Origin of the sequence: Rhodococcus sp. D-46 (assembly GCF_011290655.1) — a bacterium.
In the GTDB taxonomy this organism is placed as follows: domain Bacteria; phylum Actinomycetota; class Actinomycetes; order Mycobacteriales; family Mycobacteriaceae; genus Rhodococcus_F; species Rhodococcus_F qingshengii.
Genome location: NZ_JAANTF010000007.1, coordinates 481,210 through 506,620, shown reverse-complemented (window position 1 = coordinate 506,620; position 25,411 = coordinate 481,210). Strand labels below are relative to the sequence as shown.

Sequence of the window (25,411 nt, the reverse complement as noted above, 5' to 3'; positions counted from 1 at the left end):
TTGTCAGGGCCGGAAGCACCGCTTCCGGCCCTAACGTGCATGAATGCCGTCAGTACGTTCTCGTTCGCCGAGGCGCTCCCATCCATTGCGCGCCCAGCTCGATCTCACGCCGAACACCTTCGATCGCGTCGTCGAACTGACACGCGGCACACGGTTTCGCTCAGCGACCGTCCGCAAGATCGCAGCGGTCGTCCTGGCCACACTCGGCGTTGTTCTCTTCTTTCGAGGCGATCCCGCGACTGACACCGTCGCCGTAGTTGTCTCGAGCCGCGATCTCACTCCGGGGCAGGTGATTGCGGATTCGGACGTCGAGGTCCGCGAGATCGACTCGAAACAACTTCCCGAAGGAGTTGTCTCCGACACCGACCTGGTAGTCGGGAGAACCGTTGCCGGCCCGATTCGCTCCGGAGAAACCGTCACCGACGTGCGCGTTCTCAGCCCACGGCTGGCCGGGTTGTCGGTAGGAACCGACGACGCCCGCATCGTCCCCGTCCGATTGGCCGATGCGGCCGTCGCGGACATGTTGCGCAGCGGGGACGTCGTCGACGTCCTGACCGTCGGCCCTGACACATCCCGCCCAGACACACCCCACCCCGACACACCCAACGAATCAGTTGCAGACAAGGCCCCACAAATTCTTGCGGCAGGAGCGGTAGTCGCGTTGGTCACCACGTCGGAAAGTACACGTAACCAGCAGGAACAGGTGATTTTGCTGGCCCTGCCGACACCAGCAGCCAACGTCGTAGCCGCGGCATCTCTGTCCAATGCGATCACCGTGACATTCCGCTGACCGCACAAAGCGTCCGAAGCTCCTCTAGGATTTTTCCAGTCGGTTCGGTATCAACGGACCATCTGGCACTTGCCATCGGAGACTCGAGGGGACACCGACATGCTCAAGGGATTCAAGGACTTCCTGCTTCGCGGAAACGTGCTCGACCTGGCCGTCGCAGTGGTCATCGGCGCGGCCTTCACCGCCATCGTGACTGCCTTCACCAGCAATATCATCAACCCACTTGTCGCTTCGATTGGCGGAGCCAACGAATACGGGTGGGGCATTCAGCTGACGGGTGACTCCGCTGAGACGTTCCTGAACTTCGGTGCGGTCGTCACCGCGATCATCAACTTCATCATCATCGCAGCGGTCGTCTACTTCGTGCTGATCGTCCCTGCGAATGCGGCGAAGAAGAAGTTCGTCTCCGAGCCCGAGGACAAGGAAGCCAGCGAAACCGATCTGCTCATCCAGATCCGCGACATCCTCTCGGCCAATGCCGGTGGCGCCGACACGGGAGCGCACGCCAAGACTCTCGAATAGGCAGTGCCCACAGATCAGATCAGGCCCTCGGACAATTGTCCGGGGGCCTGATTTACTTCTCAACCCCCGTGGTGCGGGGGCCGCTGACTGCGCAGCCAGTCGTCGTCCGAGGACCGCGAGGATCCTTCGGGACCCCGCTCGTCCGACGTCGTCTCGGGAAAGACGTCCCCGAAGATGCGCGCCAGGCGCTTCTTGTCGACTGACGGCTTCTTCGGGGTATCTCGTTGCTCCGACAAGCTGTCTCAGCCCTCGAGGCTGGAGAGCTCGGCGATCACGTGACTCGCCAAAGCCGTCAGGGTTGCCATGCCGTCGCGAATTGCCGGCCTGGTCGACGCCAGATTGGCGACCACGGTGCTTCCCGAAACTCCGACGAGGCCGCGGGACAAGCCTGCTTCGAGCGATCCGGCCGAAAGACCGGAAGCACGAAGTGCTTCGGCAATTCCCGGGATCTCGCGATCGAGAACCTCAGCGGTCACGTCAGGAGTGACGTCACGCGGGGATACCCCGGTACCGCCGACCGAGATGACGAGGTCGACGCCACCGATGACTGCGGTGTTGAGAGCGTTGCGGATCTCCACTTCGTCGGCGGCGACGGCGACCGTCGCATCGACGAGAAAACCCGCTTCGTTCAGCAGTTCCGTGACCAGTGGACCGATGGAGTCGGTGTTGTCGCCGTGGGCTGTGCGATCGTCGACGATGACGACCAGAGCGCGGCCGGCCGATGTGGCTTCGAGTTCCATGACTCCTACCGTAGTGTCCGATCCCGACGCCGTTGCGATCTGGCCGAAGATCGGGTCGATCGTCTGCTGATCGCCGAACATCATCGGCCGCCCTGCGCTGCCGCGGTTCCCAACGTGACGTCGACGGTCTTGGTCTGCCCGCCGTCGCTGTACGTGATCGAGACCTTGTCGCCGGGAGCATGTGAACGCACTGCCGCGATCAGCGAATCACCATCTGCGACAACACGATCGTCGACCTTGGTGATGACTGCACCCTTCGGGATACCGGCCTTGGCTGCCGGCCCGTCAGCAGTGACATCCATGACGGTTGCGCCGTCGGCGTTGTCCTGCGACGGCACGGTCACGCCGATCATGGCCTGAGTCGCCTTGCCGGTCTTGATCAGTTCGTCGGCGACGCGGCGTGCCTGATCGATCGGGATGGCGAAACCGAGGCCGATCGAACCGCCTTGGGTACCCGACGACGCTCCGAGCGAGGCGATCGCCGTGTTGATGCCGATCAGCTGGCCGTCCATGTTGACGAGGGCGCCACCGGAGTTGCCGGGGTTGATCGCTGCGTCGGTCTGCAGAGCGTCGATGACGGTGTTCTGATTGCCGGACTCGCCGCTCGTGGACACCGGGCGATCGAGTGCGGAGATGATGCCTTCGGTGACCGTGCCGGCCAGGCCGAGTGGGGACCCGACGGCAACCACCTGCTGTCCGACCTGGACGTCGCCGGAGTTGCCGAGATCGATGGGGGTGAGGTCGTTTCGACCGTCGACCTTGATGACGGCGATGTCGGAGACGGGATCGGCACCGACAAGGGTGGCCGAGGCCTTGGTTCCGTCGGAGAACGCAACGCGAAGTTGCGCTCCCTGTGCGCCGGCAACGTGGTTGTTGGTCAGAATCAGACCGTCGGAGGACAGGATGACACCGGAGCCCTCACCGCCCTGTCCCTGCGCGGTGGCCACCTCGATCTGCACGACGCTCGGCACGACCTTCGAGGCAACGGCCTGAACCGAGCCGGCGGGAGCGTTGGACGTGTTGGTCGCAGTGGGCTTCGGAGCGTTCAGCGAGTTGGTGACCGTCGCGGTTCCACCGTTGCGGTCCGCGACGACGGCGCCGACCACGCCACCGACACCACCACTGACCAGGACCAGGGCGAGAGCGCCGGCAACCAGCGCCATGCGTCCCGACTTCGGCTTGGTGGTGGTCGAACCGGAGTTCGGCCCCTGCAGCGGTGCGGGGATCTGATTGTGGCCGCCGCCCGGGCCGTTCGGGCCGCCGGGGCCACCAGGGTTGGGTGCGCCGTACGGGGCGCTCTGCTGGTACGCGGCCTCATGGGCACCGTGCGGGTGGCCGAAAGCCTGCGTGGGCTGCTGCTGCGCCTGCCCGAAGGCTTCGGTGGGCCGGCCTTCATTGGGTCGGGCTTCGGCGGGTCGGGCAAAGGATTCGGTCGGCTGGTACGGCTGCTGAGGCGCCTGCCCCTGAGGCTGCTGCGGCGGCACGGGAGGCTGGGCCTGAGGTGCCGTCGGCTGGGCCTGAGGTGCTGTCGGCTGCGCCTGGGTGGTGGGCTCGCTGTTGGGCTGCTCGGGCCGGGTCGGCCCGACGTTACGGTCCTCGGTCATCGGCTCGCTTTCGTCTACGGTGACCACCGGACGGGCAGTCACAACTGTTCTGCCGACAATGCTGCCTTGCGCTGCTGAGAAGGCGCTGAGACGTGCCTGTCACTTTACCCAGAGTTCGACGTGAAAAACCGGTGTTGTCGGTTCGGCCCGAAAGACTTTCGGGCCGAACGCATTAAGCCGTGACGTCAGTCACCGAAGCGCGGGACCAACGGTCTACAGAACACGCTACTCGGCACTCGGCCCCGGTTCACCGGGAAGCACGATACGAACAAGCGCTCCCCCACGATCGGATTCGTCGATCGCGATTGTGCCGCCGTGCTTGACGACGACCTGACGCACAATCGCAAGTCCCAGACCCGATCCCGGCATCGAACGTGCCGCGGTCGACCGGTAGAAACGATCGAACACCAACTCCCGATCCTCCTCCGGAATTCCAGGTCCCGCATCACTTACGGTCAATTCCAACAATCCTTGACCCACCGGACGCATTTCGACGCGTACCTGTTCGCCCTTAGGACTCCACTTCGCAGCGTTGTCGAGGACGTTCAGCACGGCACGCGACAGGCCCGCTTGATCTCCGTAGACGTACCACGGAGTCGTGACCGCCTCGAACTCGATTTCGTTGCGCCTGCGCCGCGCTCGTTCGAGCGCACGCTCGACGACGTCGCTGACGTCGACGCGCTCGTACACGGTTTCGGGTGCGTCTTCGCGGGCCAGATCGACAAGGTCACCGACCAGAGTCGACAGTTCCTCGATCTGCGCGACGACATCGGCACGAAGTTCCGCCATGTCCTCGTCGGGAATCTGCGGCGCACCGGGGCGACTTGACGCGATCAGCAATTCCATGTTGGTACGCAACGAAGTCAACGGTGTGCGCAACTCGTGTCCGGCGTCCGCAACGAGGCGAGACTGACGCTCACGGGACTCGGCGAGCGCCCGCAGCATCGTGTTGAAACTCTCTGTCAGGCGCGCTAATTCGTCGCTGCCGGTAACGGGGATCTGCGTCAGATCGTCGGTCCGGGCGACTCGTTCGGTGGCGGCAGTCAGCCTGGCGATGGGCCGTAAACCGGTGCGGCCCACGGTAGTACCCGCCACCGCAGCCAGGATGACACCACACCCACCGACCACGAAGAGCACCCAGGCCAGCCGATCCAGTACCGCAACGGTCGGCGCGAGCCGCTGACCAATCACCAAAGTGCTTCCGTCATGCGTCCGTTGAGCAAGCACTCGCTGGCCGTCGACGGTTCGCAGCGAAGAATCCGATTCACCACGCGCAACGGCATCTTCGGCTTCGCCGATCGGCACGTCGGAACCGGGCGGCTGGTACGTGCTCAGGTCCGAGAAGATCAGGGCCACACTGATGTCGGTGGTGTACAGCGTCGCACCGGAGATGTAGCGAGGATCGAATCGCACGACATTGCTGTCGATGAGCACCGCTGCCCTGGTACGCAACTGGTGATCGACGTCCGCGTAGAGCGCACGCGAAACCACCGCGTAGGCAGCGATCGCCATGACTGCGACGGCAATGGCCACCACCGACGCGGCGAGCAGCGTCACACGCCAACGCAATGACACCGAACGGGTCAGTGGCATCGGCGGGCGCATTTCGACGGACGCTTGGGTGGTGGAGGATTTCTTCGGTTCGGCGTTCTTGCCGAACGGAGCGGTGATCACGGAGGCGTCTCCCGCAGGACGTATCCGACTCCGCGGACGGTGTGGATCAACCTCGGTTCGCCGTCGGCTTCCGTCTTGCGACGCAGGTAGCCGACATACACCTCGAGGGCATTGCCGGACGTCGGGAAGTCGTATCCCCACACTTCTTCGAGAATGCGTCCACGGGTCAGCACGCGGCGTGGGTTGGCCATGAGCATTTCGAGGAGGGAGAACTCGGTGCGCGTCAGGCTGATCGATCGTTCGCCGCGCTTGACCTCACGGGTGACCGGGTCGAGGGTGAGGTCCTCGAACGCCATCATTTCGGAATCGGCGTCCAGATCGGGCGCGGTGCGGCGAAGTAGTGCACGCAACCTGGCAAGCAACTCTTCCAAAGCGAAGGGCTTGGGCAGGTAGTCGTCCGCTCCGGCATCGAGACCGGCCACTCGCTCGCTGACCGAATCGCGGGCGGTGAGCACGAGGATGGGCAGGTCGTCGCCGGCACTGCGAAGACGACGGCACACTTCGAGTCCGTCGAGTCGCGGCATCATGACGTCGAGCACGACGGCGTCGGGCCGGTTGGCGAGGATCTTCTCGAGTGCGTCGAGCCCGTCGACCGCGAGCTCGACCGTGTAGCCGTTGAAGCTGAGCGACCGCCGAAGCGACTCGCGAACCGCCCGGTCGTCGTCGACCACCAAAATACGCATACCGACAGTTTGGACTGAAGTGCTGAGATGCGGCTGAGAGGGTCCGATTCCGGCCTCCGGCGTGTCGCGGTCAGTCCCGGGTTCGCCTCGGCCCGGGCAGGCTCCAATGACGCCATAACGCAAGCAGTCTGAACACCGCGGCGAACGCTGTGCCGCACACCAGCGCGGCGTTGGTGGACAGTCCGGCTTGCGAGACTGTGACCACCAACGCAGCGCCGAGCAGTGCGGGAACCGCGTACAGGTCCTTGTGCAGGAGCAGTGGCACCTCGTTGACGAGAACGTCGCGGATCACGCCGCCGCCGATCGCCGCGGTCGCACCGATCAAGGTCGCCGCCAGCGAACTGGCGTTGTTGTCCAGCGCGATGACGGCGCCGGTGCTCGCGAACAAGCCCATCCCCAGTGCGTCGAGCGCCAGGATTTCACGACGCAGTCGATTGAGCGGCTCGTGGAGGTAGAACACGGCGAGTGAGGTGGCGGCGGCCGTTCCGAAGTACGGCCAACTGCTCAGAGAGCTGGGCGGATGGACGCCGAGGAGAACGTCGCGGACGATACCGCCGCCGATGCCGGTGAACACACCCACCGAGCACACCCCGAAGATGTCGAGTCGCTTGGTGACGCCCACCAGGGCACCCGAGGCCGCGAACGCCACGATGCCCACCAGTTCGAGGATCCTCAGCAGCACCGGCCAAGGATCGCACGGTCAGATGCGGCTCGGGTCGATCACCCCGAGTCGAACTGCTTTGACCAGTCGCCGAGGGACTCGGTGGGTCTGGCCGAAGGCTGTGACCTCGACCAGATCGGGCGCCGTCGCCTTCCACTGGGCACGACGGCTGCGCGTGTTGGAACGGGACATCTTCCGCTTGGGAACGGCCATCAGAGTGCCTTGCGCTTTCCGTAGCGCCGCTCGAACTTCTCGACGCGTCCGGCGGTGTCCATCACACGTTGCGCTCCGGTCCAGAACGGGTGAGAGTCGCTCGTGACGTCGACGACCAGCAGCGGGTACGTGCCACCATCTTCCCATTCGACGGTGCGCTCACTCGTCACGGTCGATCGGGTCAGGAAGCTCTTGCCGGTGCTGGCGTCCTGGAAGACCACCGGGTGGTAGTCGGGGTGCATCTGCTTCTTCATTCGTTTCCCTCTCGCGTTGATTCGGTTTCGGCATAAGGTGATTCGGATTCGTCACACGGGTCTTCGTGAAACTCGCCGAACGGGTCTTCCCACGTTGCCCACGACGCTTCGTCCGCCAATTCGTCGTCGGTGACCAAGGCGTGCTGCAGTGTTCGGTCGATCTCGAGCGGGTTCGCACCGCATGTGAGAACGACCATCGAGGTGTCGCGATCACCGAAACGTTCGTCCCATTTCAGGGCCGCGAGTGCACGGCGCTCGGCCGGAACGCGGTCTCGTTCCTCCGGCGTCATCGCGGCAAGCCAGGTGTCCGCGCTGGCAACTCGCAGGCCACCGCCCGCCGATTCGAGCCAGAGCGCTTCACCCGGTTGCGTCGCCACCCAGACTCGTCCGCGGGAGTACACGACGCCTTCGAGCAGGACGTCGATCGCCTCGTGCAGACGACCGGGGTGGAACGGCCGGTTCGCGGTGAACTCGACGAGCATCACTCCGCCGTCGTCGTCGAGCGGCGGCTGGCGACGCAACAGCGGTGAGTGAGCGTCGGCCAGTTCACCGCGTCGCGCATCCGCAGGCACCTCGAGGAGCAGTGCCTCGATGTCGTCTCCCTCATCGAAGACGGGTACCCGTGGAGCGATGCGCGCGAGAACCGCGTTCAAGCGGGACCGCTGCCAGCCGTCGAGCGCATCGGACCCGCGTAGGACGAGCGCGTCGGCGAAGTCGACCTGCCCGACGACGACCTGAGCCAGGGTGCGGTCGTCGTCGAGAGCTTCGTCGCCGGTGGCGTCTGCCAGCCAGGTCGCCGCGTCGATGCACGTCACGACGGCGTCGACGCGGACGTCCCGCTGCGCCGGTCCGTCCAGTTGGCCGACGACGCCGGTCACGACGACGTGCTCGATCGCCCAGCACAGCGCCTCGGGCTCGAGTTGCCGGTCCAACAGCAACACGATCCGCTGCACCGAACTGTGCGAGTGAAGCCGGCGCAGGAGCGGCAGCAAGTCTTCGCGCAGAGTGCAGGAGACGCAGCCGTGCGCGAGCTCGAGGATCGTCTCGCGCTCGGACACAGTGCCGGCAGACCCGGCACTCCCGGTCATCGAGGTGACCGTCCGCCGGACCACCCCTTCACGGACGTGGCTCAGGTCGTGGTGGACCAGAACAGTTCCGGTTCGCAGCAACGCTCGTGCGGTGTGTGGGGTGGATTCGCTCATGCCGGCGACCAGGACCAGCGGAGTCCTGCCGTCCAAGATCGTGTTCACAGCGGGCCTTTCTGGGAATGATTGTCATTACCGAGGTTGAACGGTACATTGATCTCACCGCATTGTCGAAAATGATTGTCATCTGCAAGTTGAAAGGAACACCCATGTCGGCTCACTGCCAAGTGACCGGACGTGTGCCGGGGTTCGGAAAATCCGTCTCGCACTCTCACAAGCGTTCGAACCGTCGCTGGAACCCGAACATCCAGCGCAAGACCTACCTCCTGCCCAGCGAGGGGCGTCGCATCACACTCACGCTCTCGACCAAGGGCATCAAGACGATCGACCGCGACGGCATCGAATCCGTCGTCGCCCGGATCCGCGCGCGCGGCGAGAAGGTCTGAGCAGATGGCACGCAACGAGATCCGCCCGATCGTGAAACTCAAGTCCACCGCGGGCACCGGGTACACGTACGTGACCCGCAAGAACCGTCGTAGCGACCCCGATCGACTCGTACTGAAGAAGTACGACCCGGTGCTGCGAAAGCACGTCGATTTCCGAGAAGAGAAGTAGGCATGGCCAAGAAGTCGAAGATCGCGAAGAACAACCAGAGACGGGTCGTCGTCGAGCGGTACGCGGAGCAGCGGTCCGCTCTCAAGGAGACGATCCGCTCCCCGAAAAGCTCGGCAGAGGAGCGCGCGAAGGCCCAAGCGACCCTGCAACGTCTACCACGCGACGCCAGTCCGGTACGATTGCGCAATCGAGACGCTGCGGATGGACGTCCGCGCGGCCACCTGCGGAAGTTCGGGCTCTCCCGGATTCGCGTGCGAGAAATGGCGCACCGTGGGGAACTGCCTGGCGTACACAAGTCGAGTTGGTAAGGAAGTCGGATGGCAGTCAAGCGTTCACCGTCGAAGAAGCCACGCCCCGTAGAGGGTCGTAAGCCCAAGAAGAACCCGTTGTTCGCAGCGAAGATCACGCATGTCGATTACAAGGACATCAACTTGCTTCGCACGTTCATCTCGGACCGCGGCAAGATCCGCAGCCGTCGCGTCACGGGCCTGACCCCGCAGCAGCAGCGTCAGGTCGCCGTTGCAGTGAAGAACGCACGCGAAATGGCGTTGCTCCCCTTCACCGCCGCCCGGTAGTCATACGTCCTCGGTAGTCACACGTAGAAGTACCGAAAAGGTCGCGCAGTCACTCGACTGCGCGGCCTTTTTGTTGCCCGGACTAAGATTTCCCGAAGTCGTTCATTCCAGTCGAGAGGTGCCCGCAGCGTGTCGGGAGTTGTTGCGGGTTTCACCGTAATTTTTGTTGTCATCGCGGTTGGGTATCTCCTCGGCCGTCTCGGCACCCTCGGTAGCCAAGGACAGTTCGTTCTCGGTCGACTCGTCTTCTTCGTCGCGACGCCTGCCCTGCTGTTCACCACCCTCGCGTCGTCCGATCTTTCGGTGATCTTCTCGCCGACGCTCGCCGTTGCGTCGGCTACTGCCTTTGCCGTCGGCGCTCTGTACGTCGTCGTCGCAAAGATCTGGCTCAACCGGCCGCTACCCGAACTGACCATCGGCGCGCTGTCGGCTTCGTACGTGAATTCAGCCAACCTCGGAATCCCGATCGCGGTGTTCGTGCTCGGCGATGCCACGTTCGTCGCGCCGCTCCTGCTCTTCCAGATCGTCGTGTACTCCCCGATCGCCTTGACGATCCTCGATCTGACGGCCCTTCGCGGCGCGGATGCCGAGAAGCTCTCGTTGATCGACACCGTCACCGCCCCGTTCAAGAATCCGATCGTGCTCGCGGGCGCTGCGGGGTTGATCGTCGCGTTGATCGGTTGGGTACCGCCCCGGCCGCTGATGCAGCCTTTCGAATTGATCGGCGCGACGTCGGTACCCGGTGCGCTGTTGGCATTCGGGCTCTCGCTCTACGGCGTGCGGGTGCTGGAGAAGGGCTCGAGTCCACGCCGCGACGTCGCGCTGGCGTCGACGCTCAAGATCGTGGTCCAACCTGTGCTGGCCTATCTGATGGCGCATTTCCTCCTCGACATCGACGGTCATCAGTTGTTCGCCATCGTGGTCGTCTCGACGTTGCCGACGGCGCAGAACGTCTTCATCTACGCAAGCCGCTATCGGCGCGGAATGGTCCTCGCCCGAGACAGTGCCTTTGTCACCACTTTGGCGTCAATTCCGGCAATTGCGCTGGTCACAGCGCTACTCGCTTGAGCAGGGTTACGGTGGATTCATGCGTGTACTAACCCTCGCCGTTCTGGCCTGCCTTGCTGTGGCCGGATGCTCCGTCGGGGCCCAGACCACGGGGCCGGTTGCCGCACCGAATCCGATGGCGGCCAACGAAGCAAGTCCCGCCGACTGGTCGCTCGGAACCCCCGTTCCCGACGAGGTCGACGACAGCGAGATGGGCACGGAGTTCGACAGCCGCACCGACATCGTGGGTGCGACGGCCACGATGTTCGAATCGTGGTCCGAGGTCGACGATCACACGGTGGCCGTCCACTTCGTGACCGGCACTCCGGAGTGCTACGGCGCGTACGCAACCGTCGAAGAGACCGATACGACGGTGATCGTCACGCTCCGAACCGGGGCACTGCCCGAGGCCGCGGACAAGATGTGCATTCTGGTTGCCGTGTTCGGCAGCTTGGATGTCCCGCTGAGCCGACCGCTCGGCGATCGTCACGTCATCAACGGCTAGCTGCGCGCCTAAACGGCACAAGTTCGACGATCGAACACGCCGTTTCGTCAGGTGTGGTGTGCGTCTCCTCGGGACAGACTGAAAACCGACACCCGTTCACTCGCTCGTCGGCAGCTTTCGACTCGAGCGGTGCTCAACATGAAGGAGCTCGCAAGTGCCTACTCTCCAGAGAGACGTTGCAATCGTCGGTGCCGGCCCCTCTGGCCTGGCAGCTGCAACCGCGCTGCGCAAGGCCGGTTTGACCGTCGCTGTGATCGAAGCGCGCGACCGCGTCGGCGGCCGCACGTGGACCGACACCATCGACGGAGCAGTTCTGGAAATCGGCGGCCAGTGGGTCTCCCCCGACCAGACCGCGCTGATCTCCTTGCTCGACGAACTCGGCCTGAAAACTTTCGAGCGCTACCGCGAGGGCGAGTCCGTCTACATCTCGTCGGCAGGTGAGCGGACGCAGTACACGGGTGATTCCTTCCCCACGAACGACACCACGAAGAAGGAGATGGACCGTCTCATCGACGAGATGGACGATCTCGCAGCACAGATCGGCGCCGAGGAACCGTGGGCACATCCCCTCGCCCGCGATCTCGACACAGTCTCCTTCAAGCAGTGGCTGATCAATCAGTCCGACGACGCCGAGGCACGTGACAACATCGGCCTCTTCATCGCCGGTGGCATGCTCACCAAGCCCGCCCACTCGTTCTCTGCCCTGCAGGCCGTACTCATGGCCGCTTCCGCAGGTTCGTTCTCCCACCTTGTCGACGAGGACTTCATTCTCGACAAGCGAGTGATCGGCGGAATGCAGCAGGTATCGATCCGCATGGCGGAGGCCCTCGGTGACGACGTCTTCCTCAACGCACCCGTGCGAACGGTGAAGTGGAACGAATCCGGTGCAACGGTGTTGGCGGACGGCGATGTTCGCGTCGAGGCAAGCCGAGTGATCCTGGCCGTACCGCCCAACCTCTACTCCCGAATCTCGTACGATCCCCCGCTGCCGCGTCGTCAGCACCAGATGCACCAGCACCAGTCCCTCGGCCTCGTCATCAAGGTGCACGCGGTGTACGAGACGCCTTTCTGGCGCGAAGCCGGCCTCTCCGGCACCGGCTTCGGCGCGTCCGAGGTAGTGCAGGAGGTGTACGACAACACCAACCACGAGGACGATCGCGGCACCCTGGTCGCTTTCGTCTCCGACGAGAAGGCCGACGCGATGTTCGAGCTTTCCGTCGAGGAGCGTAAGGCCACGATTCTGGCCTCACTTGCCCGCTATCTCGGCCCGAAGGCCGAAGAGCCGGTTGTGTACTACGAATCCGACTGGGGCTCGGAGGAGTGGACCCGCGGTGCGTACGCAGCGAGCTTCGACCTCGGAGGCCTGCACCGCTACGGCGCGGATTCCCGCACGCCCGTCGGCCCGATTCACTTCTCGTGCTCCGACATTGCGGCCGAGGGGTACCAGCACGTCGACGGTGCCGTTCGGATGGGTCAGCGAACCGCAGCCGACATCATCGCTCGCAGCAAGGCCTGACGGCCGCTTTGCCAAGTCTCGATCATTGCCCGGCAGTCACGATTGCCGGGCAATGATCGAGAGCAGTAGTTCGGCCCGAACCCTGGCCACTTCCAGCCGACAGTCGATCAGGCTCTCCACCTTCGCCATTCGGCTCCGCAGTGTGTGCCGGTGAACGCCCATCGTGATGGCGGCCGCTTCCCAGTGTCCGTTGGCCTCGAGAAATGCCCGCAACGACGCCAGCAGTTCGGTGCCGTTGTCACGGTCGTAGTCCTCGATCGGTGTGATCATCGTTTCCGCCAACGTGTTGAGCACTTCACGCGTCGAATCGAAAGACAGCAGCACACTTCCGGTCAGAGCTGCGAATTCCAAAGGCTCGCCACCGATTTCCGCCGCCGACGCACACAGCTGGGACTGTTCGACGGCGACCGCCAGCGCAGCGACCACCCGTCGCGCGCTCAAGCCGACACGAAGCGCGCGAAGATCCGACCTCGATACCCCGCCGAGCAACTCTCGGGCGAACTCGACGTCGTCGGTTCCACGCAGCAGCACCGTGACGCGAGTGTCGTTGATCCGCGAGAACAACTGCCGCCCCGCCTTGTTCATGAACTCGGCAATCTCGGCTCCGACGCGTCCCGCTACGTCGGACGTGTCGGCAAGAACTGTCAATCCTCGGATCATGCCCTCACCGTCGGCGGCCTGCCTGATCTGTTGCCACGCCGGCGCCGGGTCGCGATCCTCGGTGAGCAGCAGCCCGAGGGCGTGCGAATTCAACTGATCCTGAGTAGCACGCAGGCGCGCAGGTTTCTCGAAGTCCAACGCCAACAACGAGTTCGCGTGACCGAGCAGTATCTGATCGACGTAGCTGAGCGCCGAAGCACTGATCACCGCCAGGTATCCGTACGGCGTTCGCCCGACGCTGATCTGCTGCACCGCGATCGACGCTCCAGACCTTGCGAGCGTCACGCTACTGGAGGCACCGCCCCCGAGAGTTGCTCGCAGTTCGTCGATCACGTCGTCCGTCGGCAGTTGAGGTGAGCTCTCGAGAACTCGTCCGGCGACGTCGAGAAGAAGCACCGTCGCCGAGGTTGCGATCGCCAGTTCACGCACGGTTGCGGCAGTTCCGCCGGAAATGACGGCACGCGTCATCCGCGGTTGCGCCCGCGACGCCCGGAGGACCGCTTCGTATTCCTGCTCTGCCAACCGGCTCATCACACGCTTGACGACGGCAGCAAACGGCGTCGGCAGCGGCACCTCGATCAGCGGGAGTCCGATCTCGTCGGCGACGGCCACCAGATCGGCCGGGACCTCGGGGTACGAGAGCCCGGTTCCGAATCCCACCGCCGCCACACCTGCCGCGTCGAGCATTCGGAGATAGCGGCCGCGCTTTTGCTGAGTGGACGGCAATCGGATGCCGGTGGTGAGGATGAATTCGCCGCCGGTCAACCACCGGAAAGGGTCGAGCAACTCCGTGGCGTGCGCAAATGTGATTTCGCGACCGACGCCCTGGGCGCCGCCTTTGAGTTCCAGCGCGAGGTCCGGCTGCGCCAACATCCACCGCACAGCGATCGTCATGGGCTGGACTGTACAACTCGGCGCGTCGGCGATCAAAGATTTCACCTTTTTGGCAGCTGCCTTTACTTGTGAGTCAGCGCACACTTGCTCACACACGCCCCACAAAGTGCGAGTTCCGTGCTGATCACCTCGGCCGGAACTCGTTCGACCTCGAGAGGAACCGGTACCGATGTCGATCGTCGTACTCGAGAACTACATCAACGGTGAATTCGTCGCCTCAGCCGCGACGGAAACACTCGACCTGATCAACCCCGTGGACGAGAGTGTGGTCGGGCGTACGCCGGTCTCCACGAAGGAAGACGTCGACGCCGCCGTCGAAGCAGCACAGCGCGCATTCGAGACCTGGGGTAAGACGACACCAAGCGTGCGGCAGGCCGCACTCCTCAAACTCGCCGACGCCATCGAAGCGCACAGCGACGAAATCGTCGCAGCCGAAAGCGCCAACACCGGCCAGGCCCACCAGATGATCGCCGACGAAGAGGTCAAGGTCGGAGCCGATCAGATGCGGTTCTTCGCCGGAGCCGCACGACTTCTCGAGGGCAAGGCGGCCGGAGAGTACATGGAGGGTTTCACCTCCTACGTCCGTCGTGAGCCGATCGGCGTCGTCGGTCAGGTCACTCCGTGGAACTACCCGTTCATGATGGCGCTGTGGAAGATCGGGCCCGCCCTCGCGGCCGGCAACACGATCGTCCTCAAGCCCAGCGACACCACACCGGGCAGCACGCTGGTCCTGGCGAAGCTCTCGAAGGGCATCCTGCCGGACGGCGTGTTCAACGTCGTGCTCGGCAACGGCGGAACCGGAGCGACGTTGGTGGAGAACCCGGCCCTCGGTCTCGTCTCGATCACCGGTTCGGTGCGGGCGGGCATCGCTGTCGCCGTGTCCGCAGCACAGCAACTCAAGCGCGCGCACCTCGAGCTGGGCGGCAAAGCGCCGGCGATCGTCTTCGGCGACGTCGACATCGAGAAGACCGCCACCGGCATCGCCGAGGCAGCGTTCTTCAACGGCGGCCAGGATTGCACCGCGGCCACTCGCGTGATCGTTCACGAGTCCATCCACGATCAGCTCGTCGAAGCCCTCGTCCGGAACGCCGAGAAGCTGCGCCCCGGAGCGCCTTCCGATCCTGATGCCTTCTACGGCCCGCTCAACAACATCAACCACTTCAACGCCGTGAGCGACAAGATCGCGAACCTGCCGGCGTCGGCCAAGATCGTTACCGGCGGAAAGCGTTCGGGTGAAACCGGATTCTTCTTCGAGCCGACCGTCATCACCGGCGCCGCACAATCGGACGACATCGTGCAGGAAGAGACTTTCGGTCCTATCCTCACAGTCCAGAGCTTCTCCGACGAGAAGGAGGCGATCACGCTTGCCAACGACGTTCGGTTCGGCCTGGCCTCGAGCATCTGGACCAAGGATCACGGTGTCACGCAACGCGTCTCCGCTGCTCTCGACTTCGGTGCGGTGTGGATCAACTGCCACATCCCGCTCGTCGCCGAAATGCCGCACGGCGGCTTCAAGTATTCCGGTTACGGCAAGGATCTCTCGGCCTACGGAGTCGAGGACTACACCCGTCTCAAGCACGTCATGAGTTCGCACGACTGAGTCGCCGCCCCTCCTGCTGTGCGCCTTTATCAACCCCCCGCGGTTAATAAAGGCGCACAGCAGATTCCTCCAATCCGGAAAAGAGCCACCATGCGCCTTATCGTCGGATACCTCGCCACACCCAGCGGTAAAGACGGGCTGGTCCTCGGGGCCCAGCTCGCGCGCAGTCTCGGCGCGCAACTCGACATCTGCATGGTCCTCCCACCGGATCGGACACTGCCGGCCAAGGTTCCCTCGGAAGCCGGCTACGACGACATCCTCGCCGCGCGTGCACACGACTGGCTCGCCGAGGCGAAAGCGTCGGTGCCCGAGGACATCCAGGTGGAAGTACACCTGAGCTTCCACGAGTCGTTCGCTCAGGGCCTGCTCGACGAAGTGGACCGACTGAATGCGCTCGCGATCGTGGTGGGAGCTTCCGGCGACGGTCTGCTCGGCCGTCACGCGATAGGTTCGGTCTCGACCGAACTGCTTCACTCCGCCCACGTCCCGGTAGCACTGGCGCCTCGCGGAACGCGGCACTCGGCGGCCACTGCGATACGAGAGGTCACCTGTGCACTCGGCACCCGTGTCGGCGCCGACATCGTCTTGAACACCGCCGTGCGCGCCAGCGAACTGATGCAGGTTCCGCTCCGACTGGTCTCACTGGTAGCGCTCGACCCCCAGAACGATCTGCGAGATCATCGCGACACCGCCGAGTCGGCCAGGGAGCGTGCACGAAATCACGCTCAGGACACACTCGACGTCGCAAGAGCCGCGCTCCCCGCGGAGTTCCCCATCGAGGTCATCATTGCCGACGGATCTACCGTGGAATCGGCAGTGCGTCAACTGGACTGGCAGGACGGCGACCTCGTGATGGTCGGTTCAAGTCGACTCGCACAGCCCCGCAAACTGTTCCTGGGCTCGACCGCCGCCAAGATGCTGCGCGTACTGCCCGTACCCATGGTCGTAGTGCCCAAGCACGAATTCACCCAGCCGGAGGCACTGTCATGACCAGCACCGAACTGAGTTCCAAAGGCCTCGCCACCGGCAAGATCGGCATGATCTCCGGCGCGGTGCTCGGAATCTCCTCCGTGGCACCGGGTTACACCCTGACGGCCAGCATCGGATTGATCGTCGCTGCGGTCGGTCTCAAGATGCCCGCCATCTTCATCGCCGGCTTCATCCCGATGTTCCTCACCGCGTACGCGTACCGCGAACTGAACTCCGACACTCCTGACTGCGGAGCGTCATTCACGTGGTCCACCAAGGCATTCGGACCGTACGTCGGCTGGATGTGCGGCTGGGGCATGGTGATCGCCACCATCATCGTGCTCTCGAACCTCGCTGCAATTGCCGTCGACTTCTTCTATCTGTTCATCGCGCGGGTGGCCGACAATCCCTCCATCGCCGATCTGCCGGGCAATAAATTCGTCAACGTCGGCACCACACTGGTGTTCATCGCGTTGGCCACCTGGATTGCCAGTCGGGGAATCACCACCAGCGAGCGCGTACAGTTCGCGCTCGTCGGCTTCCAGATGGTGCTGCTGGTCGTCTTCGCCGTCGTTGCACTGGTTCACGTCGGCGCCGGCGACGCCCCGGCCGGATTGTCCTTCGACCTGAGTTGGTTCAACCCGTTCAGCGGACTCGCCATCGGTGCGTTTGTCATCGGACTCACCGGATCGATCTTCGCGTTCTGGGGCTGGGATACCTGTCTCACGCTGGGCGAGGAGTCGAAGAACCCCAAGAAGACCCCCGGCCGCGCCGGTTTGCTCTGTGTCGCAACCATTCTCCTTACCTACCTGCTGGTCGCCGTTGCCGCGATGATGTACGCCGGCGTCGGCGAGGAAGGCCTCGGCCTCGGCAATCCCGACAACTCCGAGAACGTCTTCGGCGCTCTGGCCGACCCGGTCCTGGGCAACTGGGGCGGAATGCTTCTGTTCCTCGCGGTCTTCGTCTCTTCAGTCGCCAGCCTGCAGACCACGTTCCTGCCCGCGGCACGAACCATGCTCGCCATGGGTGCATACGGAGCTTTCCCCAAGAAGCTCGCCGAGGTCTCGCCTCGGTTCCTGGTGCCGTCGTACGCGACCGTCGTGGCAGGCGCGGTAACCGCAGTGTTCTACAGCGTCGTCACGTTCCTGTCCGAAAGTGCTCTGCTCGACACGATCGCCGCACTCGGCATCATGATCTGCTGGTACTACGGCATCACCGCATTCGCGTGCGTGTGGTACTTCCGCAAGACGCTTTTCGAGAGCGTACGAAACTTCGTCTTCCGGCTCGCGTTCCCACTCATCGGTGGCCTCATGCTGCTTGCGGTGTTCGTCATTTCGGTCCAGGAGAGTATGAATCCGGACAATGCCAGCGGAGCATCCATCGGCGGAATCGGCCTGGTCTTCTTCCTCGGCTTCGGAATCCTCATCCTCGGCGCGGTCCTGATGATGGTCATGCGAGTGCGCAATCCCGAGTTCTTCGAGGGCAAGACCCTCAACCGCGACACGGAGGCTCTGCGCGACGAGAACGACCTCAGCGTGTCCTAGGAGACAGTAGATTCGGGGGCCTGCGCGATCAGGCCCGCCATCAACACGCGCAAGCCGAATTCGAAGGCGGCGTCGGCACGTTCGGGATTTTTCCCGGACGTTGCCAACGCCGCCTTCATCGCGTCGTTGGCTTCGGGTCCCGACGCCCACTGGACGTCCGGCGCCGCCAGGTCCAGGGCCGAACCGAGAACAAAACTGTCGACGGTCGTGATCGCGTGCAGTGTTTCGGTCGGGTCGAAGCCACCATCGGCAAATGCCTGCGCCAATGCGTTGTAGAGGGTGAACGCCACACCGGCCTGCACCGTCTGGGCCGTGAAGAGCGGAATCAGACGAGGATGCGCGGCGTAGCTTCGCCGGTACTCGGCTGCCAGCGCCGCGACGGTCTCACTCCAGGTCCCCGAGGCCGACTCGACGTCGATTCCTGCCATCAGCTGAGCCCTCATCAGTTCGACGATCTCGGCTCGTCCGGAAACGTGGTTGTAGAGCGAGGACGGTCGAACCTTCAGTCTTGCGGCGAGTCCCGGCATGGTGAAGTCGCCGGATTCGTCCACCGACTCGATCGCTGCCTCGGTGATGATCGCCGGTGAGAGCAGTCGTTGCGATGGCCGCGGCATATGTCCTCCTGTAGTGATCCACACCGTTCGGGGCGCTGCAAAAAACAATTCCTCGAAAGTCCTTGATCAATCAGCGCTCACCCACCATACTTAACGAATCACATTCGTTTTACGTTGAACGTCGAATACCCGAGCACCGAGGAAACCCCATGCTGACGATCACCGCCCTCACCCCACCCGAGTCACCGGCCGCGACTTCGCCGTCCACGTCCACCCCTCTGCGTGTAGGTCTCGTCCAACATCGCTGGCACGAGGACCAAGACGACCTCCACGCCGAATTGAGCGAAGGCATTGCGTCCGCAGCGAAGCTGGGCGCTTCCGTGGTCTTTCTTCCAGAGCTGACGCTCAGCCGCTACCCCGCCTCCACCCCGGCCGGCGACAATCCCGGACGCGCGGCGGAAGACCTGCTCACCGGACCCACTTTCGCCTTCGCCACCAAGGCCGCCGCGGAGAACCAGGTTCTCGTTCACGCGTCGTTGTACGAGCGCAGCGACGCCGAGGACGGCCTGGGCTTCAACACCGCGATCCTGGTCTCGCCCGGGGGTGAACTTCTCGGTCGTACCCGCAAGCTCCACATTCCGGTGACGGCCGGGTACTACGAGGACACGTACTTTCGCGGCGGTCCGTCCGAGGACGCATACCCCGTTCACGAGGCACTCGGCGCCAAGTTCGGACTCCCGACATGCTGGGACGAGTGGTTCCCCGAGGTCGCACGTGCATACTCCCTCGCCGGTGCCCAGGTCTTGGTGTACCCGACGGCGATCGGCTCGGAACCCGATCACCCGAACTTCGACACCCAACCGCTGTGGCAGCAAGTGATCGTCGGAAACGGTATCGCCAACGGCACTTTCATGGTTGTCCCCAATCGCCACGGCAGTGAAGGTCTCATCACCTTCTACGGTTCGTCGTTCATCTCGGACCCGTACGGACGCATCCTCGTTCAGGCTCCGCGCGACGAATCAGCCGTCCTGGTCGCAGATCTCGACCTGCAGCACCGTGAAGACTGGCTTGCGCTGTTCCCGTTCCTGGCCACTCGCCGACCCGACACCTACTCGGCCCTGACCGCACCTGTGAACACTGCAGGAGCCAACCGATGACCTGGCGCATGCCCGCGGAAAGTGAGCCGCACGAACGTACCTGGATGGCGTACCCGAGCGCCGGATACTCTCTCGGGGACACCGCGGAAGAACAGCACGAAGCGCGCTCGACGTGGGCGGCCGTCGCCCACGCCGTCGCCGAATTCGAGCCGGTCACCGTCGTCGTCGATCCCGCCGAAGTCGAAGAAGCACGAAAGTACCTGTCCGAGAAGGTCGACATCGTCGAGGCACCTCTCGACGACGCGTGGATGCGCGACATCGGGCCGACGTTCGTCCTGTCCGACGAAGGCCGTCTCGGCGGAGTCGACTGGGTGTTCAACGGCTGGGGTGCACAGGATTGGGCGCAGTGGGACAAGGACTCGAAGATCGGCGCATTTGTCGTCGAACAATCCAGTGCCCAGTTGATCGACTCACCAATCGTCAACGAGGGCGGCGGTATTCAAGTCGACGGTCTCGGCACCGTCTTGGTCACCGAAACCGTCCAACTCGATCCGGGACGAAACCCCGACCTGACGAAGGCCGACATCGAGGCCGAACTCGCCCGCACCATCGGCGCCAAGCACGTGATCTGGCTTCCCCGCGGGTTGACCCGCGATCAGGAGACCTACGGAACGCGCGGACACGTCGACATCGTCGCTGCCATCTCTTCCCCCGGAGTGGTACTCGTCCATGACCAACGCAATCCGGTGCACCCCGACTACGCCGTCAGCAAGACGATCATCGAGTTGTTCGAAAGCTCGACGGACGTCGGCGGCCGGCCGTGGAAGGTCATTCGGGTACCCGCTCCCGAAATCCTGCGCGACGACGAGGGATTCGTCGACTACAGCTACATCAACCATCTCGTGGTCAATCGCGGAGTGATTGCCTGCAGCTTCGACGATCCGGCCGACGCCGAAGCGGCCCGGATCCTTGCGGCCGCCTACCCCGGGCGCACCGTCGTCACCGTCGACGCCAGACCGCTGTTCGAACGTGGCGGCGGCATCCACTGCATCACCCAGCACCAGCCCGCTGAACAAGACTGACGGCGGCAGAATTAGCGGCGACCTCGCATGTAGTCACTCACGACCGCGGCGCCGAGGCCGTCCAGGTCCGGCGCGATGACGCGTCCACCCACACGGTGCGCCATCCGGTCGACCACCCTGGCCAGACCTGGATCCTCACCGAGGCGGAAGAACGTGACCTTGGCGCCCAGCCTGGCCACCGCGTCGAGTGCTCGAACCGTCAAACCGAGGGTTCGTGCACTCGGCGGGTAGTCGAACCTGGCTTCTCCGTCCGCTTCGAGATGAGCCGTCGGCTCACCGTCGGTGACGATCAGTACCACCGGCTGTGCGTTGGAGTGGCGTCGAAGATGCCTGGCCGCCAACAACAGTGCGTGGTGCAGGTTGGTTCCCTGGTCCCACGCGCCGTCCAAACCAGCGAGCTCCGACGGGCTCAGCACGTGCGCGTGGCGTCCGAAGGCGATCAACTGGAGTTCGTCGCTGCGAAATCGCGTACTCACCAGATGATTGAGTGCCAGAGCGGTGCGCTTCATCGGCACCCAGCGATCTTCCATCACCATCGAGAACGACGTGTCCACCAGGAGAGCAACCGCAGCCTGACTGCGCTGTTCGGTTTCGGCCACCTCGACATCGACGACGCTCAGCCGCACCGGCATTCGGCCCGGGTCACGCAGGACGGCGTTGGTGATGGTTCTCGTGACGTCCCACGGTTCCGTGTCCCCGAATTCCCATTCGCGGGACGCTCCGGTCGGTTCACCCATCGCACCGGCCCGACGCGTATCGCGTTGACCGGTTCGTGACGACAGTTGCCCGGCGACATCGCGCAGAGCAGTCTGTCCGAGCTGTCGCATGGCTTTGGGCGACAAGCGCCATTGACCATCCGGTGCACGATCGAAGAAACCCTGTTCCTGCAAAGCCTTTTCGAGATCGGCCAGGGTGCGAGCATCAGCGGCGGCTTCGTCGCCGAGATGCCGCGCGAGTAGCTCGGGGTCGATGTCGTCGAGCGCCGCGCCCGCGTATTGCTGCGACAGTTGATCCGCCAAGGATTCCAGCTCGGCGATGTCCTGCAGGGCACCGGTCCCCTCACCCAACCCCATTCCGTTGTCGCCGCGGAACTGTTGCGAACCTTCCCAGTCCTCACCCGGCCGAGCCGCCTGAAGGAACTGGTCGAGTTGACTCAGTTCACTCATCAGGCTCGGATCACCGAACGCCTGCTGCGCCAACGCATCCAACTCGTCACGCTGCTCCTGCGAGAGCGAGTTCCGCAATCGTTGTGCAGCCGCCGCGCGCTGCGCCAAAGAATCCAGAAGTTCCTCGACGTTGCGCGGGTTGTCCGGGAAATACTGCCCGTGCTTGTCCATGAACTCCGCGAACTGCTCCGCAGTGTCGACACCCCGAGAGTGCGCGTCGAGCAGTTGATTCAGATCAGCCAGCATCTGGCGAATCTGCTCACGATCCTCGTCGGTGGCGCCCTCGAGTGCCTGCTTCATTCCCGAGAAGCGTTGATCGAGGACCTCTCGCCCGAGCAGATCACGAATCTTCTCGTAATCCGCGCGCGCCTGTTCGCTGCGCCAGTTGTAGTCGGCCAGATCTTGCACGGCCTGAGCTGTCGACGGCGGTAACTCCTCGATCCGCATTTCGTTGAATCGTGCGTCGTCGTCGAGAGCACGTGCCAATTCTTTGCGCTCTTCGAGCACCGCCTTGTCGAGAAGCTTGCGAACCTCGTCGAGAGTTCCGTCGAGATTGTTGCGGCGCAGCAACTCGCGTCGACGCCGGTTCGCCTGGGCGGCAAGGTCGTCGAGCCCGCGCATGTCCCGGTTGCCTCGGCGCAGGAGCTCTCGGAGGGCATGGCGCGGCGACGTGCCCGACAACACGTCGTCGCCGATTGCTGCCAGGGCCTCGCGCAGATCCACGGGAGGCGCCAGCGGATCGGGACCACCGTCGTAAGGCCCGTACCGCGGATTGTGGATCATCACTGCCCCTTACGAATACACCGAGCGGCCGCCCGGGCCTTGATCTTTGGAGATCCGGCGCGCGAGGTAAAGCCCTTCGAGGGCAAGTTCGGCACCGGCGGCACGCTCGCCGTCGGATTGCGCGCCGAGGCGTTCGGCTACTTCGTCCAGGACCTCGAGGTCCGGAAGCTCGTCGAGAAATGCCTTGGCCGTGACAGATTCACCGGTGACGATCGTGTTGCCCATCTCCACCGCAGCAACCAGCATCCCCAGGTCGATCCCGCCGAGACGCACCCGAACCGTATCGGCCGTCGCGCGACGCAGCAGGTGCTCGAGCACCTCCAGTTCCCGTCCCTCTTCACCGGATTCGAACTCGACCTTGCCGCGAAGAACCTCGACCACGGACTCGAGATCGACGGGCCGTGCAACAGGATCGGCTTCGCCGAGCACCGCTGCCCGTCGTACCGCGGCGGCACTGACGGTTTCCGCGCCGGCGACGGCAAAGCGTGCCGACACACCCGATCGCTGGTCCACCGAGGTGGATTCGCGGAGCAGGCGAGTGAATCTGGCAAGAATTTCGAGAAGGTAGTCGGGCACCTCCGCGGCCAGGTGCGCCTCCTGCTCGATCACCGCGATCTCGCCCGCCAGCTCGACGGGGTAGTGAGTGCGGATCTCGGCGCCGAAGCGGTCCTTGAGTGGTGTGATGATGCGCCCGCGGTTGGTGTAGTCCTCGGGGTTGGCGCTCGCGACCAGAAGAACGTCCAACGGAAGCCGAAGCGTGTACCCGCGGACCTGGATGTCCCGCTCTTCCATCACGTTGAGCAAAGAGACCTGGATGCGTTCGGCGAGGTCGGGGAGCTCGTTGATGGCCACGATTCCGCGATGCGCGCGAGGCACGAGGCCGAAGTGAATGGTCTCCGGATCGCCGAGGCTCCGGCCTTCGGCAACCTTGACCGGATCGACGTCGCCGATCAGGTCGGCGACCGAGGTATCCGGCGTCGCCAACTTCTCGGAGTACCGCTCGCTGCGGTGGCGCCAGGCGATCGGGAGGTCGTCGCCCAGTTCCTTGGCTCGACGTATCGAAGCCGGGGTGATCGGCTCGTACGGGTGCTCCCCCAGTTCCGAGCCTTCGATGACGGGCGTCCACTCGTCGAGCAGGAGCCCGAGAGTGCGAAGCAGCCTCGTCTTTCCCTGACCTCGTTCGCCGAGCAGAACCACGTCGTGGCCGGCGATCAGCGCCCGCTCGAGTTGCGGGGCGACCGTGTCCTCGAACCCGACTATCCCGGGCCAGGGGTCACGGCCGTCCCGCAACGCGGCGAGAAGATTCTCTCGTAGTTCTTCCTTGACACTTCGCTGTACGTGTCCGGAGGCGCGTAGCTCTCCGAGGGTTTTTGCGACAGTCACCACTCCACGCTACGAGTGTTTTCGGGGTTTCGCCTCTTGCCGAGGAAGTTCGGTCGCTCAGCCCTCGATGTTCTCGGGATTCATCCAGATGATTTCCCAGATGTGGCCGTCGGGATCCTGGAAGCTGCGGCTGTACATGAAGCCGTGATCCTGCGTCGCGTTACCTTCGGAACCGCCGGTCGCGAGCGCCTTGTCGACGAGGGCGTCGACGGCCTCACGGGTCTCGGCCGAGAGACCGAGCAGCGCCTCCGTCGACGTCGAGGTGTCGGCGATGCCCTTGGTGGTGAAGGTCTTGAAGAAGGGCTCGGCCAACAGCATCACGACGATGGTGTCACTGATGACCATCGACGACGCATTCTCGTCGGAGAACTGCGTGTTCTTGGAGTATCCGAGGCCCTCGTAGAAGGTGGTGGCCTTGCCGAGGTCCTTGACGGGCAGGTTGAGGAAGAACATCGGCTGCGGGTTTGTCGCCATGAAAGGTCCTTTCCGAGACTTTGCTGTGCGCCTTTATTAACCGCCGGCGGTTAATAAAGGCGCACAGTAGACCTAAACTCCACCCATGGATACCTGGGTGTTGCCCGCCATGCTCGGCCTCGGACTCGCCGCAGCGTCCGGAATGCGAACCTTCCTGCCCCTGCTGATGCTCAGCGCTGCCGCCCACTTCGAACTGTTCGGGATCACCGTCGGCGAGTCGATGCGGTGGATCGGATCGACCGGCGTGCTGGTGGCATTGGCAATCGCCGCGGTGGTCGAACTGGGTGCCGACCTCATTCCGTTCGTGGACAACGCACTCTCGGTGATCGGGAACGTCACGGGGCCGATCGCCGGAGTGATCGCCGCCTGGGCGGCATTCAGTCATCTCGACCCTGCGATGGCCGCGTTGGCGGGCATCATCGTCGGAGCGCCGACGGCGTTGACGTTCAGCGCCGCGCAGACCGGCACTCGCGCGGTCAGTACGGCCACTACCGGTGGGCTGGCAAATCCCGTCGTTTCCGTCATCGAGGATGTGCTGACTTTCTTCACTTCCTTGATCGCGATGATCTTGCCGCTCCTGATCATTCCCCTGCTCGCCGCGCTCTTGTGGTTCAGCTGGCGTGGCTGGCGTCGTGTCCGGAGTCTGCGCACCGCCTGACCG

At 64.0% G+C, this 25,411-nt stretch carries 29 protein-coding genes; 15 read left to right on the top strand and 14 right to left on the bottom strand.

Annotated features, from left to right (window positions below; all coding sequences use genetic code 11):
• Window positions 1–43: 43 nt before the first annotated feature.
• Together G9U53_RS20765 and mscL are read left to right on the top strand one after the other, a co-directional pair.
• Window positions 44–790 carry an SAF domain-containing protein gene (locus tag G9U53_RS20765; RefSeq protein WP_065455352.1) on the top strand — a complete coding sequence of 249 codons (747 nt, stop codon included), beginning with the start codon at window positions 44–46 and terminating at the stop codon, window positions 788–790.
• Window positions 791–889: 99 nt separating this feature from the next.
• Window positions 890–1,312, top strand: coding sequence for a large conductance mechanosensitive channel protein MscL (mscL, locus tag G9U53_RS20760; RefSeq protein WP_030536328.1), 423 nt, complete (start codon window positions 890–892; stop codon window positions 1,310–1,312).
• A gap of 59 nt (window positions 1,313–1,371) precedes the next feature.
• On the opposite strand, the gene G9U53_RS20755 is transcribed toward mscL, so the two are convergent.
• The 9 genes from G9U53_RS20755 to G9U53_RS20715 form a co-directional block, all read right to left on the bottom strand.
• A complete protein-coding gene (locus G9U53_RS20755) occupies window positions 1,372–1,548 on the bottom strand; it encodes a hypothetical protein (RefSeq protein ID WP_165639126.1) in 177 nt (58 codons plus the stop codon).
• A gap of 6 nt (window positions 1,549–1,554) precedes the next feature.
• Window positions 1,555–2,052 (bottom strand): MogA/MoaB family molybdenum cofactor biosynthesis protein, encoded by a 498-nt coding sequence (locus tag G9U53_RS20750; RefSeq protein WP_176720912.1) that lies wholly within the window; start codon window positions 2,050–2,052, stop codon window positions 1,555–1,557.
• An 80-nt stretch (window positions 2,053–2,132) separates the two neighbouring features.
• The gene (locus tag G9U53_RS20745; protein ID WP_165639125.1) at window positions 2,133–3,698 is read right to left on the bottom strand and encodes a trypsin-like peptidase domain-containing protein; all 1,566 of its coding nucleotides are present in this window, start codon (window positions 3,696–3,698) and stop codon (window positions 2,133–2,135) included.
• Window positions 3,699–3,881: 183 nt separating this feature from the next.
• On the bottom strand, window positions 3,882–5,261 hold the full coding sequence (locus G9U53_RS20740) for a HAMP domain-containing sensor histidine kinase (protein ID WP_020908630.1): 1,380 nt from the start codon (window positions 5,259–5,261) through the stop codon (window positions 3,882–3,884).
• Window positions 5,262–5,326: 65 nt separating this feature from the next.
• Window positions 5,327–6,013, bottom strand: coding sequence for a response regulator transcription factor (locus G9U53_RS20735; protein WP_003946387.1), 687 nt, complete (start codon window positions 6,011–6,013; stop codon window positions 5,327–5,329).
• Window positions 6,014–6,083: 70 nt separating this feature from the next.
• Entirely contained in the window at window positions 6,084–6,695 is a 612-nt protein-coding gene (locus G9U53_RS20730) for a trimeric intracellular cation channel family protein (protein ID WP_003946409.1), read from the bottom strand.
• Between the two features lie 18 nt (window positions 6,696–6,713).
• Window positions 6,714–6,887 (bottom strand): 50S ribosomal protein L32, encoded by a 174-nt coding sequence (rpmF, locus tag G9U53_RS20725; RefSeq protein ID WP_007727540.1) that lies wholly within the window; start codon window positions 6,885–6,887, stop codon window positions 6,714–6,716.
• The gene (locus G9U53_RS20720) at window positions 6,887–7,141 is read right to left on the bottom strand and encodes a type B 50S ribosomal protein L31 (protein ID WP_003946367.1); all 255 of its coding nucleotides are present in this window, start codon (window positions 7,139–7,141) and stop codon (window positions 6,887–6,889) included. Before G9U53_RS20720 ends, rpmF begins: the two co-directional genes overlap by 1 nt.
• Entirely contained in the window at window positions 7,138–8,391 is a 1,254-nt protein-coding gene (locus tag G9U53_RS20715) for a GTP-binding protein (protein WP_003946410.1), read from the bottom strand. The genes G9U53_RS20720 and G9U53_RS20715 overlap by 4 nt, the downstream gene beginning before the upstream one ends.
• 104 nt (window positions 8,392–8,495) lie before the next feature.
• On the opposite strand from G9U53_RS20715, the gene rpmB reads away from it, so the two are divergent.
• From rpmB to G9U53_RS20680, 7 genes are all read left to right on the top strand, one after another.
• Window positions 8,496–8,732 carry a 50S ribosomal protein L28 gene (gene rpmB, locus G9U53_RS20710; protein ID WP_003946346.1) on the top strand — a complete coding sequence of 79 codons (237 nt, stop codon included), beginning with the start codon at window positions 8,496–8,498 and terminating at the stop codon, window positions 8,730–8,732.
• A gap of 4 nt (window positions 8,733–8,736) precedes the next feature.
• Window positions 8,737–8,901: a 50S ribosomal protein L33 gene (gene rpmG / locus G9U53_RS20705; RefSeq protein WP_165639124.1), complete on the top strand. Its 165-nt coding sequence runs from the start codon at window positions 8,737–8,739 to the stop codon at window positions 8,899–8,901.
• 2 nt (window positions 8,902–8,903) lie between these two features.
• Window positions 8,904–9,209 carry a 30S ribosomal protein S14 gene (rpsN, locus tag G9U53_RS20700; protein ID WP_003946379.1) on the top strand — a complete coding sequence of 102 codons (306 nt, stop codon included), beginning with the start codon at window positions 8,904–8,906 and terminating at the stop codon, window positions 9,207–9,209.
• 9 nt (window positions 9,210–9,218) lie between these two features.
• Entirely contained in the window at window positions 9,219–9,476 is a 258-nt protein-coding gene (gene rpsR, locus G9U53_RS20695; RefSeq protein ID WP_003946414.1) for a 30S ribosomal protein S18, read from the top strand.
• Between the two features lie 129 nt (window positions 9,477–9,605).
• Window positions 9,606–10,544: an AEC family transporter gene (locus tag G9U53_RS20690; protein ID WP_007727548.1), complete on the top strand. Its 939-nt coding sequence runs from the start codon at window positions 9,606–9,608 to the stop codon at window positions 10,542–10,544.
• Window positions 10,545–10,563: 19 nt separating this feature from the next.
• Window positions 10,564–11,028: a hypothetical protein gene (locus G9U53_RS20685; protein ID WP_007727550.1), complete on the top strand. Its 465-nt coding sequence runs from the start codon at window positions 10,564–10,566 to the stop codon at window positions 11,026–11,028.
• Between the two features lie 154 nt (window positions 11,029–11,182).
• Window positions 11,183–12,544, top strand: a complete 1,362-nt coding sequence (locus tag G9U53_RS20680) for an NAD(P)/FAD-dependent oxidoreductase (protein WP_020908634.1) — start codon at window positions 11,183–11,185, stop codon at window positions 12,542–12,544.
• A gap of 36 nt (window positions 12,545–12,580) precedes the next feature.
• Here G9U53_RS20680 and G9U53_RS20675 read toward each other — a convergent pair whose 3' ends face one another.
• Window positions 12,581–14,098 (bottom strand): PucR family transcriptional regulator, encoded by a 1,518-nt coding sequence (locus tag G9U53_RS20675; RefSeq protein ID WP_003946355.1) that lies wholly within the window; start codon window positions 14,096–14,098, stop codon window positions 12,581–12,583.
• Window positions 14,099–14,267: 169 nt separating this feature from the next.
• Between G9U53_RS20675 and G9U53_RS20670 the strand changes: the two genes are divergently transcribed.
• From G9U53_RS20670 to G9U53_RS20660, 3 genes are all read left to right on the top strand, one after another.
• Window positions 14,268–15,698, top strand: coding sequence for a gamma-aminobutyraldehyde dehydrogenase (locus G9U53_RS20670; RefSeq protein WP_165639123.1), 1,431 nt, complete (start codon window positions 14,268–14,270; stop codon window positions 15,696–15,698).
• A 90-nt stretch (window positions 15,699–15,788) separates the two neighbouring features.
• On the top strand, window positions 15,789–16,688 hold the full coding sequence (locus G9U53_RS20665) for a universal stress protein (RefSeq protein WP_007727555.1): 900 nt from the start codon (window positions 15,789–15,791) through the stop codon (window positions 16,686–16,688).
• Window positions 16,685–18,211, top strand: a complete 1,527-nt coding sequence (locus G9U53_RS20660; protein ID WP_003946397.1) for an APC family permease — start codon at window positions 16,685–16,687, stop codon at window positions 18,209–18,211. The genes G9U53_RS20665 and G9U53_RS20660 overlap by 4 nt, the downstream gene beginning before the upstream one ends.
• Here G9U53_RS20660 and G9U53_RS20655 read toward each other — a convergent pair.
• On the bottom strand, window positions 18,208–18,825 hold the full coding sequence (locus tag G9U53_RS20655) for a TetR/AcrR family transcriptional regulator C-terminal domain-containing protein (RefSeq protein WP_030536334.1): 618 nt from the start codon (window positions 18,823–18,825) through the stop codon (window positions 18,208–18,210). The genes G9U53_RS20660 and G9U53_RS20655 overlap by 4 nt on opposite strands.
• Before the next feature lie 149 nt (window positions 18,826–18,974).
• Between G9U53_RS20655 and G9U53_RS20650 the strand changes: the two genes are divergently transcribed.
• Complete coding sequence (locus G9U53_RS20650; protein ID WP_054188815.1) at window positions 18,975–19,922, top strand: nitrilase-related carbon-nitrogen hydrolase; 948 nt, start codon at window positions 18,975–18,977, stop codon at window positions 19,920–19,922.
• Window positions 19,919–20,944, top strand: coding sequence for an agmatine deiminase family protein (locus G9U53_RS20645; RefSeq protein ID WP_165639122.1), 1,026 nt, complete (start codon window positions 19,919–19,921; stop codon window positions 20,942–20,944). The genes G9U53_RS20650 and G9U53_RS20645 overlap by 4 nt, the downstream gene beginning before the upstream one ends.
• 11 nt (window positions 20,945–20,955) lie before the next feature.
• On the opposite strand, the gene G9U53_RS20640 is transcribed toward G9U53_RS20645, so the two are convergent.
• Genes G9U53_RS20640 through G9U53_RS20630 form a run of 3 tightly spaced genes read right to left on the bottom strand, consistent with a single transcriptional unit; the run spans window position 20,956 to window position 24,750 of the window.
• Entirely contained in the window at window positions 20,956–22,893 is a 1,938-nt protein-coding gene (locus tag G9U53_RS20640; protein ID WP_030534873.1) for a VWA domain-containing protein, read from the bottom strand.
• A 9-nt stretch (window positions 22,894–22,902) separates the two neighbouring features.
• Window positions 22,903–24,279 (bottom strand): ATP-binding protein, encoded by a 1,377-nt coding sequence (locus tag G9U53_RS20635; RefSeq protein ID WP_102999408.1) that lies wholly within the window; start codon window positions 24,277–24,279, stop codon window positions 22,903–22,905.
• Between the two features lie 54 nt (window positions 24,280–24,333).
• Window positions 24,334–24,750 carry a VOC family protein gene (locus G9U53_RS20630; protein WP_007727590.1) on the bottom strand — a complete coding sequence of 139 codons (417 nt, stop codon included), beginning with the start codon at window positions 24,748–24,750 and terminating at the stop codon, window positions 24,334–24,336.
• A gap of 85 nt (window positions 24,751–24,835) precedes the next feature.
• Between G9U53_RS20630 and G9U53_RS20625 the strand changes: the two genes are divergently transcribed.
• A complete protein-coding gene (locus G9U53_RS20625; RefSeq protein WP_063315953.1) occupies window positions 24,836–25,408 on the top strand; it encodes a DUF4126 domain-containing protein in 573 nt (190 codons plus the stop codon).
• Window positions 25,409–25,411: the final 3 nt, after the last annotated feature.